The 18,255-nt window shown below is 64.1% G+C and carries 10 protein-coding genes and 1 pseudogene; 6 read left to right on the top strand and 5 right to left on the bottom strand.

Annotated elements, in window-relative coordinates:
* Positions 1-410: 410 nt before the first annotated feature.
* Together CQ14_RS47155 and CQ14_RS32435 are read left to right on the top strand one after the other, a co-directional pair.
* Positions 411-569: pseudogene (locus CQ14_RS47155) on the top strand (amidohydrolase family protein); the annotation flags it as partial.
* Between the two features lie 193 nt (positions 570-762).
* Positions 763-4,116: a tetratricopeptide repeat protein gene (locus CQ14_RS32435; RefSeq protein WP_057861850.1), complete on the top strand. Its 3,354-nt coding sequence runs from the start codon at positions 763-765 to the stop codon at positions 4,114-4,116.
* A 165-nt stretch (positions 4,117-4,281) separates the two neighbouring features.
* On the opposite strand, the gene CQ14_RS32440 is transcribed toward CQ14_RS32435, so the two are convergent.
* Together CQ14_RS32440 and CQ14_RS32445 are read right to left on the bottom strand one after the other, a co-directional pair.
* Positions 4,282-5,223, bottom strand: a complete 942-nt coding sequence (locus tag CQ14_RS32440; RefSeq protein ID WP_156435693.1) for a diacylglycerol/lipid kinase family protein — start codon at positions 5,221-5,223, stop codon at positions 4,282-4,284.
* 140 nt (positions 5,224-5,363) lie between these two features.
* Positions 5,364-6,533 (bottom strand): hypothetical protein, encoded by a 1,170-nt coding sequence (locus CQ14_RS32445; protein ID WP_245320700.1) that lies wholly within the window; start codon positions 6,531-6,533, stop codon positions 5,364-5,366.
* A gap of 235 nt (positions 6,534-6,768) precedes the next feature.
* Here CQ14_RS32445 and CQ14_RS32450 point away from each other — a divergent pair, with 235 nt between their 5' ends.
* Complete coding sequence (locus CQ14_RS32450) at positions 6,769-7,983, top strand: MFS transporter (RefSeq protein ID WP_057861853.1); 1,215 nt, start codon at positions 6,769-6,771, stop codon at positions 7,981-7,983.
* Here the strand turns inward: CQ14_RS32450 and dgcA are convergent.
* Positions 7,953-8,948 (bottom strand): N-acetyl-D-Glu racemase DgcA, encoded by a 996-nt coding sequence (dgcA, locus tag CQ14_RS32455; RefSeq protein WP_057861854.1) that lies wholly within the window; start codon positions 8,946-8,948, stop codon positions 7,953-7,955. The two genes, CQ14_RS32450 and dgcA, sit on opposite strands and share 31 nt — an antisense overlap.
* A 141-nt stretch (positions 8,949-9,089) precedes the next feature.
* Between dgcA and CQ14_RS32460 the strand changes: the two genes are divergently transcribed.
* From CQ14_RS32460 to CQ14_RS32470, 3 genes are all read left to right on the top strand, one after another.
* Positions 9,090-10,223, top strand: coding sequence for an MlaE family ABC transporter permease (locus tag CQ14_RS32460; protein WP_057861855.1), 1,134 nt, complete (start codon positions 9,090-9,092; stop codon positions 10,221-10,223).
* A 2-nt stretch (positions 10,224-10,225) separates the two neighbouring features.
* Positions 10,226-10,996, top strand: coding sequence for an ABC transporter ATP-binding protein (locus CQ14_RS32465; protein WP_057861856.1), 771 nt, complete (start codon positions 10,226-10,228; stop codon positions 10,994-10,996).
* A 111-nt stretch (positions 10,997-11,107) separates the two neighbouring features.
* Entirely contained in the window at positions 11,108-12,004 is an 897-nt protein-coding gene (locus CQ14_RS32470; RefSeq protein WP_057861857.1) for an MlaD family protein, read from the top strand.
* A 179-nt stretch (positions 12,005-12,183) separates the two neighbouring features.
* On the opposite strand, the gene CQ14_RS32475 is transcribed toward CQ14_RS32470, so the two are convergent.
* Entirely contained in the window at positions 12,184-12,477 is a 294-nt protein-coding gene (locus CQ14_RS32475; protein WP_057861873.1) for a DUF6881 domain-containing protein, read from the bottom strand.
* A 98-nt stretch (positions 12,478-12,575) separates the two neighbouring features.
* A complete protein-coding gene (locus tag CQ14_RS32480; RefSeq protein ID WP_057861858.1) occupies positions 12,576-17,888 on the bottom strand; it encodes an apolipoprotein A-IV repeat region-like domain-containing protein in 5,313 nt (1,770 codons plus the stop codon).
* Positions 17,889-18,255 lie beyond the last annotated feature (367 nt).

An 18,255-nucleotide genomic window follows, 5' to 3' on the forward strand; every position in this document is an offset into this window, starting at 1 on the left:
GAGATCAGTGAGCGCGTCTTGATCGATGTCCGCAATCCGGCGCTTTTGCGGACTCAAACCAGACGTCGCGGCCAGCGCTACATGTCAACGCTAACTGATCCGCAGGGCTTGAAGGTTTGGAGCGAGCGCCCGTGCAAGCATCCCTCATGTTTCTGGGCGTAGGCAAGCACACCCATGATAATCAAAGCCACCACGACCAATCCGGCTACTAGGTTCTGCACCATGGCTGCCACTCCAGGTGAACTCATAAAGACGACCGGCGCGAAGCGTGGGGATCAACGCCGGGCTAGCGCTTCCTTTCGAGCCGACCATGGAGCTGGGGCTGAAACGATCAGCAGGGGGGCGCGCAGCCAATGAGAGCACAACCGTCGACCTGATGGCAGTGCAAACTTGTGCCGCGCTGCGCAAAATCGAAGAAGTACAAGCTCAAGACGGCGTGGGGCACCGATGTCCTGTTCTCCCGCGCGCTAGCCCAGCGCCAGGGGGCAATTCTGGCCTCGCTGGTCCATTCGTATACGCCCGCCGAAGCGCTCGCCATGGCGACCGGGACGAACGGCGAATTGCTGGCGNGGGCAAGCGCAATCCCTATTCGGGCAGCCTGCCTGGAAGATCGTATGGTACAAGTGCGACGCATCTGCATGTTCAGCGCGAGCAATCCCACACCCCCGCGCGAGGAGCGCTACGCCCGCGCTCGTTGTGCTTGCATCCGCCGCGGAACGCGCGCAAGTTGGTGGCCTCAGCCGCTCAGCGCGCGGTGGGACCATGGTGCTCTGGCGCTTTATTTGGTTTCGGTACGCCGCCTACTGGGTAGCGCGGGCTGTCGGAGAAGCGCGGCGTTGGCTCGTCTCGGGGTGGCGCCCGCACGCGATCGGCTTGGCCGCGGTCGGGATCGGCTTGGCCGGCGTCGGTATGTTGCTTGACTATAAGCATACCGATACGTTCAACCCTTGGACATTCGTTACCCGGACAGTCGTCACCTGGCCATTCGTCGCCAAGGTGGCCGTAGTCTACGGCTTGCTCTGGCTGATCGTTCGCGCCTACCGCAGCAGCGGAGGCTTCGTCATCCTCACCACGGTCAACCATGCCGGCAGTGACTACGACAGCTTCGCCGCGGGACTTGCGGCGGACCTCGCCAACGATCTCGCCCTGCTCAGCGAGCTTTACAGGACAATCGACGACGCCAATCCACGGCCCCAGATCGGCAAACCGTTTTCCCCGCTGAAGGCCGGGGTCGACAATCCGGCCGGCGCCTTGGCGAGTGTCGTCGGCGAAAAATCCAATGTGAAGCTTGGGCCTGTTAGCGTGTCGCTGCGGCCGCTCATTGCCGCATTCGAGCGTTCGATTCCCAAGCAACGCCTGTCGAGCAGCCTGCACCGGACCGGCAATCGCCTGACCTTGCTCGCCGACATGGCGGGCGCGGAAGGGAATTGGCGCGTCCAGCGCGATCTACCCGCTAATGCTTCTGCGGAGGATACGGCAAGCGCACTCCGTGAGATGGCGGAAGAGCTTGTCTACCGTGTGTTCACGACGAACGTGCCGACAGGATCGAAGGAATGGGAGGCGGTCAAGTGGTTCAGCAGGGGCCTGCGCGCCTACCGCCGCTCGCTGACCACGGACATGGACAAAAAAATCAACCTGCGCGAGGCCGAGCATCATTTCTTCGAGGCGCTCAGGCTCGACAAAACTTTCGCGCGATGCAGCTACAACCTCGGCATTGTCTACCGCGACCGCGAAAAGCCGGTAAAAGCCAGGGCGGCCCTCGAGCGAGCGATCGAAGATGCTCCCGCACACGCCGAACACGCCGATGCCGCCTATGCGCTGTCCTTGATTCATGGGGAAGCGCGGCGATGGCGGTTGGCGCTTGGATTTGCGGACCGGGCGATTGCGCACGCCCCGAGAGACGTGCGGGCGTGGACCATAAAGGGCTTTGTCTGGCAGCTACTGCAAATGGAACAAATGGGGCAAGCAGAGCAGACGAAGCAAGTAGAACAATCGAAGCAAGCAGAACAAACAGAGGAAAAAGCGAAAACCGAGCAAACGGAGGAATCAAAACAAGCCGAGCAAACAAATAGAGTAAAGCTGAAGAACGAGGCCTCCTGGCGGTCGAGCCTCAAGTACCGCGAGACGGCCGCCGCCCTTGCCTGGCGCGACCTCTGCTGCGCTGCATGGCGAGTGCGTCCGCTCGATGCGCCGCGGCAATCGATGGCGATATCGTTCTACCATCTCGCTCGCGCGCATCTGGAGCTTAACAATCCTCGGCGGAGCGTTCGGATTCTCCGCCAGGCGATTCGACAGCGGCCGCAAGCGGACCTCTACTTTCAGCTCGGCGAGGCATTGACGGCCCCGGAAGAGGTCAGTCGTGCGGGCCTCGAAAGGGGATTAACAGCGTACCAGGCCGCCGTGCAATTCGCTGGGACAAAGCACGGTCGGGCATACCTTCACGTCTTTGTCGCGGCAACGTCGGCGTTCCTGGAGGTACGCGAGGCCGAACAAAGTCTCCGCAGTATCCTTGTCGAACTGTTTATTCCGGGACGCCAGAGCGGGAGGGCTATGACGGCCCGTCATACGGCTTTGCAAGCATGCGACAAGGCGCTCGCTTCGCCGTCGATACTCACTTCGCCGGAGATGTTCGTTTTTCCTTCGGGCAAGGACTTGCTGTCGAAACTGCAAACAGTGTGTCGCAAATTGCAGGACGCGCATCGGTGCCGGGTTATCGAACACATCGTGGAAACTGTCGATACGCTCGAGCAGAAGCCCGGTGAGACCGATGCGAAAAGGCTTGAGCGCATCATGCACGCCAGAAGGAGCGCGCTGCGTACGACCGAACCGCCGGAAATGGTCCCAATAATCACCTGGAAGCGCGCTCTTTTCTGCATCGAAATCTGGCGTTTGCTGCTAAACCAGCAGGATGGGTCGCACCCTGCAAGAATTCGGAAAAGGGAACGCCTACTCCGCAAGGCCGTGTCTCACCTGGAGACGTACTATCCCGCTGAGGATTGGTTAGGCGTTGCCTACGAATGGCTCGCCCACGCAAAGGTGCTCCAATCCAAATTCATCGAAGCGCTTGAGTTCGCTGAAAAGGCGCTCGCGTTGGATCCGTTCTCGGCCAGCAGGATGGCGCGGTTGGGCTGGGTGCATTGGCGTTTGGCCAATTACGACCAGGCCGAACAACAATTGCGGAGGAGCTTTGCGCTCGACCCATCTGACTCCTGGACCCTCGAATGCCTTGGTGCCATGCTTTTTTCGCGTGGGGAGCAATTGACCAATCGCGAGGATCAAAAGTCCGAATGGCGTAATGGGATCAAAACTTTGGGTCAGGCCATCGATCTCGCCGAAAACTACAAACGTCGAGCTCAGTTACATTTTTGGAGCGCCCTGTGTCACGACCAACTGATGGATTATGATCGGGCGAAGAAGCAATACCAGATGGCCCGGGCCCTGGGCCACTTTCCGAGCGAATGTTATTTGCATCTGGGACAGAACGACATCGAGCAGGAGTTGTTCGAATCGGCGGAGCAACATTTGCGCGACGCGCTTGAGGAGATTTTAAAAGCGAAGCGGGCTGCGCTGCCAAAGGCACGACCGGATTCATCGACGAATTGGTGGCGGACGCCCCAAAAGTCCGCCGACGACAGCGAAGTGCCGCCCGGCTATTTCCTGTTGAAGGTGTGTCTCCTTTTGGCGCTGGTCGCCGCCGAGCGCGGCCGCGACGTCGCGCGCGCGCGCCGGAAACTCGGCTTCGTCCATCGGCATCTGAAATTCCTCGGCAAGCCGCAGCCGACGGCTGAACGTGATGAGCTCGGCGACTTCGAGGACCGGCGCCTGGAGATTGAGGCTCGGTACGAGGATTATCTCGGTTGGGTTTACCACCTCGACAGCCAGCCGCGGCAGGCGCGCGAACATCTGGAAGCGTCGGTGAAAAAGAGTGCGGATTCGGAGAATCTCTACCACCTCGCGCGGGTCTACCTGGATCAGTCCGCGATCGATCGCGCAGAGGAGTGTTGTACACGGGCAAGGGTGGCTGACATCCGGGGTGTAAACTCCACTGGCATCGCGAAAATCGAGGCGGAAGTAAACCGTCGGCGAAGCGCTGACGCCAAAGCCCGGCGGCTGTGAGCCATCCGTGAGAAACGTCGGATGCTGGAATCGCTAGGAGAAAGTCCATTAAGGTATAGGGGCTGGCGAGCGACATTTTTGAGATCACTAAAATCAAGGAATCCAGTCTGACGTTCCAGAGCGACGTCGCGGCGTAGTGAAGCCAGGTGCGACGGGAGTGGCACTCTACGACCGATTAACCGCCGCGACCTTCAGGTGGAACGGCAGCATCGTCACCGACATCGGCAATTGCCCGATGCTTTCGCCATCGACATCGGCGCGGATCATGTCATCGCTGTCGATGGTGATCCGGCTCGCGTGGCGCCGCGAGACCTTTGGGTGCTCCAGATAGCTGCCATCGGCGAGGTTGGGGACGATCCTGGTCAGGCTTTCCCAGCGCCCCATGTCGCCGACCATGATCAGGTCGAGCTTGCGGTCGGCCGGGTCGGCGCCGGGCGCGAGCATCAGGCCTTCGCCCGCGCCGTCGAAACTGCACAGCATCAACGACCACATCGGCAGACGCTGTTCGGCCTCGTCGTCGATCTGGATACGATAGTAGCGTGGGCTGTAGGTCAGCGACGTGAACGCCGTCATCAGCACATAGCTGATCGGACCCAATCGCTTCAGCAGCGGCACGCGTTGCGCGCGCCATGAAATCGTGGCGGCGGCGCCGACGATGGCGAGCACGAAGCCGTAGCGGGTGACTTGACCGCCGGCATAGCCTTTGGCATCGGCACGGAACACGTCGATGTCGCGCGTATGCCCCATGGCGATGGCCTTGCTGGCCTCGGCGAGCGAAAGCTGGCCGAAGGAGCGGGAGAGTTCGTTCGAGGTGCCGCCGGGCAGTTGCGCCAGCACCAGATCTGATGCAATCGGGCGATCATCCGCGATCACGCCGTTCATCATCTCGCTGAAGGTGCCGTCGCCGCCGACCGAGACCAGGCGGCGATAGCCGGCGTCAATCGCTTCCCGCGCCAGCTGGGTGGCGTGATTGGGCGCGCGCGTCATCGCCACGTCCGAGGATGCCAGCGGGCCAAGATGTTTTTCGAGTTCAGCGCAAATCTGCAGCCAGCGCTTGCCGCAGTTTCCCTTGTTCGCCATCGGATTGACGATGATCTTGGTTCGCACGGCTGTCTCCCAAGACGGCAATCGCGCCAGCTTGATCTCGGCGGAGAAGTGAATCAACCGGAAAGCGAATTATTCGCAGGTGCAACAAATGCTGCAGGTGCGTCGCGGAAGCCAGCGGGCTTCACGCGACAGCGCAGTTCTTACGAGAAGAACGCGATCTTCTCGGCCTGGCTCATGCGCCGGATCGGCGCCAGCGGGTCGTTGGCCGCACTGACCGGCTTTTTCAGCATGCCGCTCGCGATGAGGGTCGCGCCAAGTGACACTTCCATCGCAGCCGCAGCAGCGGGCGTTGGGGGAGGTTGAACCACCTGTTGAACCGGCGGTGCCGCCGGTGTGGCGACCGGCTGGGGCGCTTCGGCGACGACCTTGGCAGCAACCGGGGCAGGCTCCGCTGCACGGACCTGCTCGGCGATCGCTTCGGCGATCTCCGCCTCGCTGATCGGATCCGGTGCGCCCATCTCCATCGCGATGATGTCGAGAACGGCCTCGTCCTCCGCGTCAGGATCGGCCTCCACATTCGGGATGGCGTTGTCCTGAGCGGAATTGTCTTGAGTGGCCGCGTGCAGGGCTGCCGCGTCCTGCACCGGGGTATCCTGGGCCGAGCTGTCCTGAGCCACGGCGGCTTCGGCAGCCTGGCGCGCTTCCGCTGCCTTCAGCCCGGCCTCCGCGGCCGCAAGCGCGGCTTCGGCAGACCTGGCCAGCGCAATGAACGGCGTCTCGGAAGTGAACGGCGTCTCGGCAGGCTTCTCAGCTTCCGGCGCGATGAACGTTTCGGTCGTCTCGGGCATTTCCGGCACGGCCGAGAAGGGGGCCATGGCATCGGTTTCGGCCAACGGCACTGGCGCGGCATCCTCGTCCTCGACTTCCACAAGCCGGCCGTGCAGGGCGGCAAAGGCCGCGCGGAGGGCTACTCTGGCGTCCTCGGAGGAGAACTGTTCGGTGCCCCTTTCGATGACGGTGACCTGCGAATCGATCAGGTCGCAGATCCGCCCGTCATTGCCGATTTCCCGCAGCCGCCAGGCGATTTCGCGCAGCACCCGCGCGCCCTTGCGAACTGGCGCCAGCCGCTGGTCCAGCGCGAGGCTGTCGAGCGCCTCGACCGCCGATTCCTCAGCCGCCTCGACCGCGCCGCGGATGGCGTCGAGCGCCTCGGTCAGCCGATCCTGCGCCGCGGCCGCCGCGGCGATGGCCTCGGCTGCCTGCTGCGCCGAAAGGCCTTCCTCCCGGCGCAGGCTTTCTTCCCGCCGGAGGGTTTCTTCCTTCTGGGTGGTGAGGCTTTGCTCGATCCGCGACACCGCGTCCAGCACCATGCGGGTGTCGGCATTGCGGTTGCGCTTGGCGTATTCGGTCAGGAACCAGCGCCCCCGCGAAGTCTCCATGAAGGCTTCAGCGATTGCAGCATAATCCTCCTCGCTCGGCAGCGTGGCGCGGGCTGAAATCGGCGAAAGGGCGAATGCTTCGTCGGCCATGTCAAACTCTTCGCGCAAATCGGCGCGCATTGCGATATCGAAACAACACGATATTGACCGAATCGCAATTGAATTGATGCCAAGCGAATCACAAATCCCCATCGCTTCTCAAGACGCATCGAAGCGATTCGCGACCCGGGTGGCGTTATTTTACGGCACGCTGTTCGGCATGACCGGCACCCACCTGCCATTTTTCACGGTATGGTTGAAAGCGGTCGGGATTGATGCGTTTTGGATAGGCTTGATAACGGCCGTCCCCCCGGTGACCCGGTTTACGGCGCTGCCGCTGGTGACCGGCTTTGCGGAACGGCGTCAGGCCCTGCGCGGCGGCATCATCCTGACCGCCTTTGCCACCGCCTTGGGCTTTTTCGTCCTGGGTTTTCTTCCCTTGGGCACCCAGCATCTGCCGGTGCTGGTGTTCCTGATCTACGTCCTGACCTGCTGCCTGTGGACGCCCATGGTGCCGCTGACGGATGCCTATGCGTTGCGGGGGGTGAAGCGCTACGGCCTTAACTACGGACCGTTGCGGCTGTGGGGCTCGGCCGCCTTCGTTCTCGGCGCGCTGGTCTGCGGAATGCTGTTCGACCTGATCGCCGCCAAAAATCTGATCTGGATCATCGCCGGCTCGGCCGCGCTCGGGGCGCTGGCAAGCCTTGCGCTGGCGCCGCTGGACGATGCCAAGGCTGCTCGCCCGGTCACCGGGGACGCCAGCGCGCTGCTGCGTGACGGCGGCTTTCTCGCTGTTATCGTGGCCTCGGCGCTGATCCAGGGCAGCCACGCCGCCTATTACATTTTCGCGTCGATCGCCTGGCAGCAGGCGGGATATGACGGGCTGACCATTGCGGTTCTGTGGGTGCTCGGCGTGATCGCCGAGATCGTGCTGTTCGCCCTGTCGCCGCGCTTCACGCTGCAGCCGTCGATGCTGGTGGTGATCGCGGCGCTGAGCGCGGCCGTGCGCTGGGTGTTGACGGCGCAGGACCTGCCGTTGGCCGTTCTTGCGATCGTCCAGCTTGCGCATGCGCTCAGCTTCGGGCTGACGCAGGTCGGAATCATGGGGTTGATGCTGCGCCATGTGCCCGGCCACGTGATGGCGAGGGCGCAGGGTTATCTCACCGCCTGCGGCGGCATCGTCGCCGGTCTCGCCTCGGTTGCGTCAGGCACGATCTACGAGATGTGGGGACAGGGCATCTATTACGGGATGGCTGTCATGGCCGCCCTCGGCGGGCTGGTGATCTGGCTCGCGCGGGACCGGCTCTCGCATCAACCCCACAAGGCAGCTTCCGGCGGGTAGACGAGGCTGCCGTCGTAGCGCAGGCCGCCGTCGCGGTCGCGCGCCAGCAGCAGGGGACCGTCGAGGTCGACGAACCTCGCCTGTTGCGCCAGCAACATGGCCGGCGCCATCGCCAGCGAGGTCGCTACCATGCAGCCGATCATGATCTCGAAGCCGAGCGCCCGGGCGGCATCCGCCATCGCGAGCGCCTCCGTCAGCCCGCCGGTCTTGTCGAGCTTGATGTTGACGGCGTCGTAGCGCGCGCGCAGCCCCTCGAGCGAGGCACGGTCATGCACGCTTTCGTCGGCGCACACGGCAATCGGGCGCCTGATGCGGGCCAGCGCCTCGTCGCGTCCGGCCGGCAGCGGCTGCTCGACCAGCGTGACGCCGGCATTGGCGCAGGCGGCGAGGTTGTATTCGAGGTTATCCGGCGTCCAGGCTTCGTTGGCATCGACGATCAGTTCGGACTCGGGGGCGGCCTTGCGGACCGCGGCAATCCGCACCTCATCGCCATCGCCGCCGAGCTTGATCTTCAGCAGCGGCCGGTGCGCGGCCTTCGCGGTGGCCGACGCCATGGCTTCCGGCGTGCCGAGTGAAATCGTGAACGCGGTGGTGCAGGGCCGCGGCGGTGACCGGCCGAGCAGGGTCCAGACCCGCTGTCCCGCGGTCTTGGCCTCGAGGTCCAATAGCGCGCAATCCAGCGCGTTGCGGGCGGCGCCTGCGGGCATCGCCGCCTGCAGGGCCGCGCGGTCCAATCCCTTGGCAAGCGGTTCATGCATCGCTTGAAGAACTTCCAGCGTCGCTTCCGCGGTCTCGCCATATCGCGGGTAGGGCACGCATTCGCCGCGGCCGGTCCGGTCGCCTTGGCTCACGGTGGCGACGACGGTGACGGCCTCGGTTTTGGCGCCGCGGCTGATGGTGAAAGCGCCCGCGATCGGCCAGCGTTCGATGCTGACGGCAAGCTTTCGAGATGCGCTGGAAGTCATTTCAAAATCTGGCAATTTTCTGAACCTAAGCTTGCCCGCCGCTACCAACTATGGCTGGTTAGGGGCAGATTCTACAAGGCGAGCGGCGTGCGGAACCTGACGTTTTTCAGGGGCGCATATCGGGGCCGAAGGGTGGGTATTGTGAACGGCGACCCGACATTGGAGCGGATAGCCAGGGGCAACGCGCTGGCGCTGTGCGCAGCCGGCTCCTGGACGGCCCGCTTTGCGCCGATGCTGGAACGAATGGTCGCCGATGCCGAGAAGCTCAGCGGCACCCGGCCCAACATCTTCATCGATGTCTCGCAGGTGTCGAAGCTCGACACGTTCGGCGCGTGGCTGATCGAGCGCCTGCGCCGCAGCCTGACCCATGGCGGCGTCGAGGCCCAGATCGCCGGGCTTTCGGACAATTATTCCAGCCTGGTCGACGAAGTGCGCCGAGTGAAGGCCGAGCCGGTCGTCGAGACCGAGCGAGTGACGATCACGGGCATGCTGGAGCAGATCGGCCGCGCCGTGGCGGGCATCGGGGGCACCCTGATCGGGCTGATCGACATGCTCGGCGCGGTGCTATCAGCGACCGCCCACGTCATCATCCGCCCGCGCGGCTTCCGCCTGACCTCGACCATCCATCATCTGGAGCAGGTGTGCTGGCGCGCGGTGCCGATCGTGGTGCTGATCACGTTCCTGATCGGCTGCATCATTTCGCAGCAGGGCATCTTCCATTTCAGAAAATTTGGCGCCGACATCTTCGTGGTCGACATGCTCGGCGTGCTGGTGCTGCGCGAGATCGGCGTGCTCTTGGTCGCGATCATGGTGGCGGGCCGCTCCGGCTCGGCCTACACCGCCGAGCTCGGCTCGATGAAGATGCGCGAGGAGATCGACGCGCTGCGCACCATGGGCTTCGATCCGATCGAGGTCCTGATCCTGCCGCGGATGCTCGCGCTGGTTTTGGCGCTGCCGATCCTGGCGTTCCTGGGGGCGATGGCCGCGCTTTACGGCGGCGGGCTGGTGGCCTGGCTCTATGGCGGCGTCGAGCCTGAGGCGTTTCTGCTGCGGCTGCGCGACGCCATCTCGATCGATCATTTCGTGGTCGGTCTCATCAAGGCACCGGTGATGGCGGCCGTCATCGGCATCGTCGCCTGCGTCGAGGGGCTCGCCGTGCAGGGCAGCGCTGAATCCCTCGGCCAGCACACGACATCGTCCGTCGTGAAGGGCATCTTCTTCGTGATCGTGATGGATGGCGTGTTCGCGATCTTCTTTGCTTCGATCGGAATGTGACCATGGCGGGTGAGATTACCGACGCCATCATCCGGGTGCGCGACATCACCGTGCAGTTCGGCAAGACGCGGGTGCTCGACGGGCTCAACCTTGACGTCAAGCGCGGTGAGATTTTGGGGTTTGTCGGCCCGTCCGGCGCCGGAAAATCGGTGCTGACGCGCACCATCATCGGTCTGGTGCCCAAAATCGCCGGAAGCATCGAGGTGTTCGGCGTCGATCTCGACGCGGCGAGTGCCGCGGAGCGCCGCGGCGTCGAGCGCCGCTGGGGCATCCTGTTCCAGCAGGGCGCGCTATTCTCCTCGCTCACCGTGCGGCAGAACATCCAGTTTCCGGTGCGTGAATATCTCAAGGTCTCGCAGCGGCTGCTCGATGAGATCATGGTGGCCAAGCTCGGCATGGTGGGCCTGCGGCCCGAAGTTGCCGACCGCTATCCGTCCGAACTGTCCGGCGGCATGATCAAGCGCGTGGCGCTGGCGCGCGCGCTCGCGCTCGATCCCGAACTGGTGTTCCTGGATGAACCGACTTCGGGGCTCGATCCGATCGGCGCCGGGGATTTTGACGAACTGGTGCGCACCCTGCAGCGTACTTTGGGCCTGACGGTTTTCATGGTAACCCATGATCTCGACAGCCTATACACGGCCTGCGACCGCATCGCGGTTTTAGGGAACGGTAAGATCATTGCTGCAGGTTCGATTGCCGACATGCAGGCCTCGCAGCATCCCTGGCTGAGGCAATATTTTCACGGCAAACGCGCCCGCGCTGTGATGGGCTAGAGGACCCCCAAAAGTGTGATCGGTTTTCGGATCGGATCATGCTCAAACATGAGATAATGACGGGTCTACCGGCGACGCCGGTTAGACCCTGGTTTCGGAGTACCTTGAGTTATGGAAACGCGGGCGAATTACGTCCTGATCGGGGCCTTCACGCTGGCGGTGATCGCCGCGGCGTTCGGCTTTGTGCTGTGGTTCCAGAGCCTGCATACCACCAAGCTGCGCAGCCCGATCCGCATCGTGTTCGAAGGCCCGGCGTCGGGGTTGCGCAATGGCGGCAGCGTCAACTTTAACGGTATCAGGATAGGGGAGGTTGTGTCGGTCAAACTCGACAACCCGCGGCGCGTGGTCGCACTCGCGATGGTCGAGAACAACGCCCCGATCCGGAAAGACACGCTTGTGGGTCTCGAATTCCAGGGCCTGACCGGCGTCGCCGCGATTTCACTGAAAGGCGGCGAAGAAAATGCGGCAGCGGTGCCGCTCGACGAGGATGGCGTGCCGATGCTGACGGCCGATCCGAGCGCGCTGCAGGATGTGACGGAATCCATCCGCGCCACGCTGCAGAACGTCAACCGGCTCGTCGCCGACAATCAGGAGTCCGTGAAGAACTCGCTGCGGAATCTCGAGACCTTCACGGCTGCGCTGGCGCGCAACTCCGAGAAGATCGACAACGTCATGCTCAGGGTCGACGGCGTGATGGGCAAGGCCGACAGCCTGATGCTTGGGCTGAACACGATCGCGGGCGGTGCCGCCGGCGGCGAACTGAACCTGATGGTGAAGGCGATCAAGGATCTGGCCGAGGATTTCGACAAGCGCTCGGGCGCACTGATGGCCGACGGCCGCCGCACCCTCGCTGACATCAGCCGCGCCGTGAACAATTTCGACCGCAATCCGACCCGGGTGATTTTCGGCGGCGGAGGCAGCAGCAACAGCCAGGCGGCCGCACCGCCGCCAGCGCCAGCGCCGGCACCGGCAGCCCCGAGGGCGCCGAGCGGGCAGAAGCGGCAGTAGGCGGCGAATAGCGAATGGTTCGCCTCGCCCTGTCACCATCCGCGATGCCGCACTTTCACAGCGTCATTGCGAGCGAAGGCGGAAGCAATCCATAGCTTCCGCGCCGATGGTATGGATTGCTTCGTCGCTTTGCTCCTCGCAATGACGGCAACCTGCAAATCGGCAATGGGCTGGCTGATTTATCCCGTCGTCAGACTTTGTCTGGCGGCCTTCAACCACATTGCTTCAAACTCTTCCTTCGTGATCGCCACAGGTTCGAACTCGGGAATTGCAGCAATCTCCGAAAGCGTCGGTATTGGTTCGAGGCCCAGGAAAGTCGTCCCGCGAGACGTGGAGCGATCAGCATATCCGAACGACCCGTCGGGAAATACTTCCACTTTCCTGACCTCCCACCGCTCATCGTCCATCTCGCTGTAAAGCAGGACCGGAGTGTGAGGATTGTCCTGTTTCCAGCTTACCTTGATGTAGTCCATCGCCGTTCCCATCCAGAGCGCTGCATTTCGCTCGTCGTCGGAAAAACAAAACGGAGGCATCCCTGCCTCCGTTTCTGACTTACGATTGATCCAAACCTTTACCCCAGCCGTCCCGCCGCATGCGCGAGCAGGGTGTAGACCATCCCGGTCTCCGAGGTGAGGTGGCCGCGCAACGCCTGCGGTCCGCGATCCTCGCGTGCGACCTCGTCCAGCAGCCGTTCGAACTCGGCGATGTAGCGGTCGACCGTCTGCTTGAAACCACGGTCGGCGCGGTACTTGCGGGCGACTTCGTCGAACGCTTTCTGGCCGGCGGGCGTGTAGAGGCGCTTGGTGAACGCCTTGCTCTCGCCGCGCTGGTAGCGATCCCACATTTCGGCGGCAAGGTTGCGATCCATCAGCCGGCCGATGTCGAGCGACAGCGATTCCAGCGGGTTGGCCGCGCCGCCCTGCTGCCGGCCCCGCGGCGTTTCGCGTCCGCCGGCGTCGGTGCGGTTCAACAGATCGGACAGCCATCCGTCGCGTCCCGCGTCCTGGGCCGCCGGCGAGACCGGCGGGGCTTCGGTGCGGCGCTGGGCGGGCATCGGCATGGGCATGGGCATGCCGAGGTCCGGCGGCGGCAGGGTCGACGCGCTGCTGGCGGCGTCGCGCATGCGCACCTCGTTGCGGCCGCTGACGGCGGCCATCACCGGCTCTTCCTGGCGTTGCACGCTGGCGCGGCCGGCGGTCACGACGTCGAGGCCACGGCCATGATGGGCGACGATCCGGTTCAGCTCGGCGAGCGCCTCGATCTGGTCGACGATCACCTTGCGCATCTGCGCGGTGTTGTCGGCGGCCTCCTGCGGCATCTCGAGCACGCCGCGGCGCAGCTCGTTGCGCGTCGCCTCGAGTTCCTGATGCATCTCGGCCGCCATCTGCTTCATGGTCTGCACCATCGCAGCGAACTTCTCGGTCGATTGCTTGAACATCTCATCGGTTTCATGCGTGCTCTGCTGGTACAGGTCGTTCATCGCATGGAGGGTCTGCTGCCGCTCGTTCTCGGCCGCAGTTCGCACTGCCTCGAACTGGCGGCTGATCGCGGCCGATCCGGCGCCCGCGGTCTCCGCGACCACGCGCGCGATGTCGCGGGCGCGCTCTTCGGCTGCAGCGAGCGATTCATCGAGCAGGCCGGTGAAGCGCGACAGCCGCTGGTCGAGGTCGGTGGTGCGCAGGTCGATGGTGGTCACCAGAGACTCAAGCTGCGACTTGCGGTCGGCGACCGACGTCGTGGTGGAGAGGTTGGCCTTTTCTACCACGCCGGCCGCCTCGACCAGCGCCTTGCCGTGCTTCTCGAACTCGCTGGAGAGCGAGCCGAGATCTTCCAGCGCCTTCGTGGTCTTGCCGTTGAAGACGGTGAGCTGGTCTTCCAGGGTCTGGGTCGCGACGCCATTGCGGGCGGTGACGTCGTTCATGGCGGACACGAAGTCGGCCACGCGGGTCACCAGCGCGCGTTCCAGCGAGTTGAGATTGTCGTGGGCGCCAGTCAGCACTTCCTGCAGCAGGATGTTGCCTTCGCGCAGCCGCTCGAACAGCGCCACCGTGTCGGTGCGCAGGATCTTGCTGGTCTCCTGCATCTCGGTGACGGCGGCGATCGACACCTGACGCGACTGGTCGATGGCCGAACGCGACGCCTGTTCGAGGTCCTTCAGCGACTTGGCCACCGCGCCGGTGGCGAGATCGCCGGCGGTGGTAATCGTGCGCGCGACGTCCGAGCCGTGGGTCGACATCGATTGCGAGAACGCCTGGCCGCGGGTTTCGATCGATTTCAGCGCGTCGGCGGTGACGCGGTCGATGTCACCAGTCAGTTGCGTAGCCTTGGTGCCGAGCGCCTCGATCAGCGAACCGCGGCGGCTGTCCACGATCTGCGCCAGACGGTCGGTCTGTTGCTGAACGTAGGTGACGATTTCGTCGGTCTTGCCGGTCATCGTCGAGCCGAAATTGCTGCTCGCGGCGAGCACCGAACGCTCGATGTCGGCGGAGGTCGATTTGACCTTGGAGCTGACCTCGTTGGTTGCGGCGACCAGCGCGCTCTGCGCGTTCTGCGCGGTGGTCTGGATGGTGTCAGTCGTAGAGGCGGTGACGGCGCCGAGCGCACGCTCCATGTCGGCGGCGATCGCCTTGATCTGGTTCGCAGCCTCCGTCGAGGTCGTGGACAGTGAGCTCTGCGCCTCGCGCGCACTGCCGAGGAGGGAGGAGGCGGCGGCGGCACCGACCGCGGTCAGCGTGCGTTCGACGTCGATCGCCAGCGACTTGACGTGGTTGGTGGCCTCCGAAGATGCCGTCATCAGCGTGGTCTGGGCTTCGCGCGCACCCGTGGTGATCGACTCGGCGGTGGCGTTGCCGGCCATCGAGAGTGAGCGCTCGATATCGGCGGCGAGCGATTTGACCTGGGTCGATGTGTCGGCGGACGCGTTCATCAGGGTATTCTGGGCTTCGCGGGCGCCGGCCGTGATCGACTCGGCGGTGGCCGTGCCGGCGATCGACAGCGCGCGCTGCACGTCGGCGGCGAGCGACTTGACCTGGTTGGCTGCCTCGGTGGAGGCGGCAACCAGCGTGCTCTGGGCCTCGCGGGCGCCCGCGGTGACGGCCTCGGCGGTGGCCGTGCCGGCGATCGACAGCGAACGCTCGACATCGACGGCGAGCGACTTGACGTGGCTGGCGGCGTCGGCGGACGCGGTCACCAGCGTGCTCTGTGCCTCGCGCGCGCCCGATAGAACCGATGCGGCGGTGGCGTCGCCTGCAGCCGAGAGCGTGCGCTCGACGTCGGCGGCGAGCGACTTGATCTGCGTGGCGGCCTCGGAGGAGATCGACGCCAGCGTGGTCTGCGCATCCTTGGCGCTGGCCAGGATCGACGTGGCGGCGCCGGTGCCGACGGCGGTGAGGGCGGCTTCGACCTCGGCGGAGGTCAGCTTGAGCTGCGCGCCGACATCGGAGGAAACCGTCAGCAGCGCCTGCTGCGCGGTGCGCGCGCCGGTCTGGATGGTCTCGGAAGTATTGACCACGAGGTTGGTCAGCGAACGCTCGGCGTCCTCGACATGCGACTTGATGCCGGTGGACAGCATTTCGGCGCGCGACATCAGGTCTTCGCTGGCCTGGCGGCCGCTGCTTTCGATCCGGCCTGCCACGGCCTCGATGCGCGAACCGAGCAGATCCTCGAATTGCGCAACGCGGGTATCGATGTCGCCGGCGATGACGCCGACCCGGCTTTCGATGCCGGTAGCGAGGACGCCGACCCGGGCCTCGATGCCACTCGCGATGTCGCTGACGCGCGTCTCGATGCCCTGGTGAATTTCCTGGAAGCGCGCCTGGATGGTGTCGGTCAAATGGGCGCTGCGGCCGTCGATGGTTTCGGTGACGTTGGCAATACGATGGTCGACCGCTGCAATGGCTTGCGCGGTGCCCTCGGTCAGCGAGGAGGTGAGCAGGCTGAGCCGCTGGTCGATCGACTGGATCGCCTGCGCCGCGCCGTCGGTCAGCGAGCCCGACAGCGTGCTGAGGCGGTTGTCGATGGTTTCGGTGACGGATCTGGCACGGGTGTCGAACGTCGTCTCAAGCGATTTCAGGCGGCCGTCGACGGCCTCGTCGAACCACTTGATCTTGCCTTCAAGCGAGTTGTCGAGGCTGCTGACGCGGGTGCCGAGCTGGGTTTCGAACTGCAGCAGCCGCTGATCGAGGGAAGCGGTGATCTCGCCGCTATTCGAGACCAGGCGGGTGTCGAAGGTGTCGACGTAGTTCTTCAGGCTGTCGGATATCTCCTGGGTCCGCGCGCCCATCCGTTCCACGATCTCACCGCCGAATGTCTTGATGGTGCGGTCGAACTCCGAGATGTGCCGCGTGATCAGGGCGCCGAGCGTGCCGCTGTCGCGGGCGAACTTTTCCGCAAGCTCCGCGCCCTGGTTCTTCACCAGTTCGTCGTACGCGCTCATTTGCAGCGCGAGGCTGTCATGCGCGTTCTCGGTCTGGCTGATCACCTTGGCCACCAGGGTGTTCACGGTCACGTCGAGCGCGTCGCTGGCCTTGTCGCCGGAGGTGAGGATGCGGCTCGCCAGCCGGTTGCCGGCATCGTCGATCTTGCTGACGAGATCGCCCGAACGCAGCTCGAGCTCGAGCAGCAACGAGTCGGAGGAGTTCTTCAGGGAGTCGTGGACCTGTTCGGTGCGGTCGGAGATGCCGTCGACGATGGTCGAGGAACGCTGTTCGAACTCGCCGGTGATGCGGTCGATGCGCTCGTTCAGCATTTCGTGGACGCGGTCGGCCAGATCGACGAACTCGTCGTGGACGTGGCCGGTCTTGAAGTTGAGGCTGGTGGTCAGCCGCTCGGAGGCGTCGAGCACGGCGCGCGTGGTCTCGGCGCTGGCCTCTTCCAGTCGGTCGAGCAGGTCGCCGCCGCGCTCGCCGAGTGCGAGGATCATGTTGTCGCCGGCGTGGCTGAGCGCGCTCGTGATGTGCTGGCCTCGCTCTTCCAGCGCGCCGGTGATGCTTTTTGCGACCTCGTCGACGCGCGAGGCGATCGCGTCCGAGATCAGCGCGATGTCGTGGCGCAGGTCGATCTGAACGCCGGAAATGGCGCTGCGAACCTGCTCGGCCTGGCCGACCAGATTGTCGCGCTGATGGGCGATGTCCTGCAGCAGCGCGCGGATGCGCACTTCGTTGTCGGTATAGGCGCGTTCGAGCGCGGCGACTTCGTTGGCGACCAGCGTTTCCAGTTCGCCGGCGCGCGCGATCGCGCGCTCGACGCCGTCGCCCATCGCGGCGACTTCGCGTCGGATCGCCTGGCCGACGGTCACCATGGAATCGGCAGCAGCACCTTCGGGCTCGGAGAAGCGGATCGCGACCTGCGCCATTGACTGCGCGATCATCCGCATTTCCTGGCCGCGCCAGGCGAGGCTGGCGAGGAAGTAGAACAACAGCACCGGCGCAAAGAACAGCGCGGCAAGACCGGCGAGCACCAGCACGCCGCCGCTCTGTCCGATCGCCGCCTGCAGCGAGGGCAGGAAGCTGATGGTCAGAAGGGCGCAACCGAGCACCCAGACGCCGCCAAACACGGTGGCAAGCGTGTAGACGCTGCGCGCAGGGTGGTTCTTCTGGATCGCCTGCAGAATCTGTCCAATGGTTTCGCGATCGTCATTGGCGGCGCGACGGGGGCTGCGCGGCTCTTCGATCGGATCGAACACGGGACGTTCGGCGCTGCCGCGCGTGTCGAACGGCGTTTCAGAATAAGACGGCGCGGCGGAGGGCATGGTCGGCGGCGCGAGTTCGCCGCCAATCGAATTTCGGTTGGCGTCGACAGACGTATCGCTGATGTTGAGCGCTTCCTGAATGGCGGAAAGCGCGACTTCGGTGGGATCTTTGACCTTCTTCGGATTGTTCGCCATGTCAGTCCGAGCCCTCTCAAACGTACGCGTCCAGCCGTTCTTGCTAAAACCCCCGCAAGCTTGAAGCTGGATTCATAACCCCCAGCGGACCGCAAGCGTGCCCGCCGGCAGCTTGTCCGCACACATCCGCAAACATCCTATTGGTAGAGCGATACGAATGAAATGGCCGCGATTAAGACATTCTTAATCATCGTTAACAGCTTTGTTCCTTAAGGTCCTAAGGATACACAGGTTTCTGGAACCGGATCGCTAATAAAGGCGGGCTGGCGGCTAAACAATGTCTAAAATATGTCGAAGCTGGGGATAACTCCGAGAACGTTCCGTTAACCGATGCCATGATTGGCTCTGCGGCGTGCCCCCAAAGCCA

Source organism: Bradyrhizobium lablabi, from assembly GCF_001440475.1.
Classification (GTDB): Bacteria; Pseudomonadota; Alphaproteobacteria; order Rhizobiales; family Xanthobacteraceae; genus Bradyrhizobium; species Bradyrhizobium lablabi.

What these genes read in the sequence shown, in the direction of transcription:
- CQ14_RS32475 (WP_057861873.1), bottom strand. Translation starts at nt 12,477, where the DNA reads ATGGACTACATCAAGGTAAGCTGGAAACAGGACAATCCTCACACTCCG.
- CQ14_RS32435 (WP_057861850.1), top strand. Translation starts at nt 763, where the DNA reads ATGGTGCTCTGGCGCTTTATTTGGTTTCGGTACGCCGCCTACTGGGTA.
- CQ14_RS32480 (WP_057861858.1), bottom strand. Translation starts at nt 17,888, where the DNA reads ATGGCGAACAATCCGAAGAAGGTCAAAGATCCCACCGAAGTCGCGCTT.
- CQ14_RS32465 (WP_057861856.1), top strand. Translation starts at nt 10,226, where the DNA reads ATGGCGGGTGAGATTACCGACGCCATCATCCGGGTGCGCGACATCACC.
- CQ14_RS32470 (WP_057861857.1), top strand. Translation starts at nt 11,108, where the DNA reads ATGGAAACGCGGGCGAATTACGTCCTGATCGGGGCCTTCACGCTGGCG.
- CQ14_RS32445 (WP_245320700.1), bottom strand. Translation starts at nt 6,533, where the DNA reads ATGGTGCTGGACGCGGTGTCGCGGATCGAGCAAAGCCTCACCACCCAG.
- dgcA (WP_057861854.1), bottom strand. Translation starts at nt 8,948, where the DNA reads ATGACTTCCAGCGCATCTCGAAAGCTTGCCGTCAGCATCGAACGCTGG.
- CQ14_RS32450 (WP_057861853.1), top strand. Translation starts at nt 6,769, where the DNA reads ATGCCAAGCGAATCACAAATCCCCATCGCTTCTCAAGACGCATCGAAG.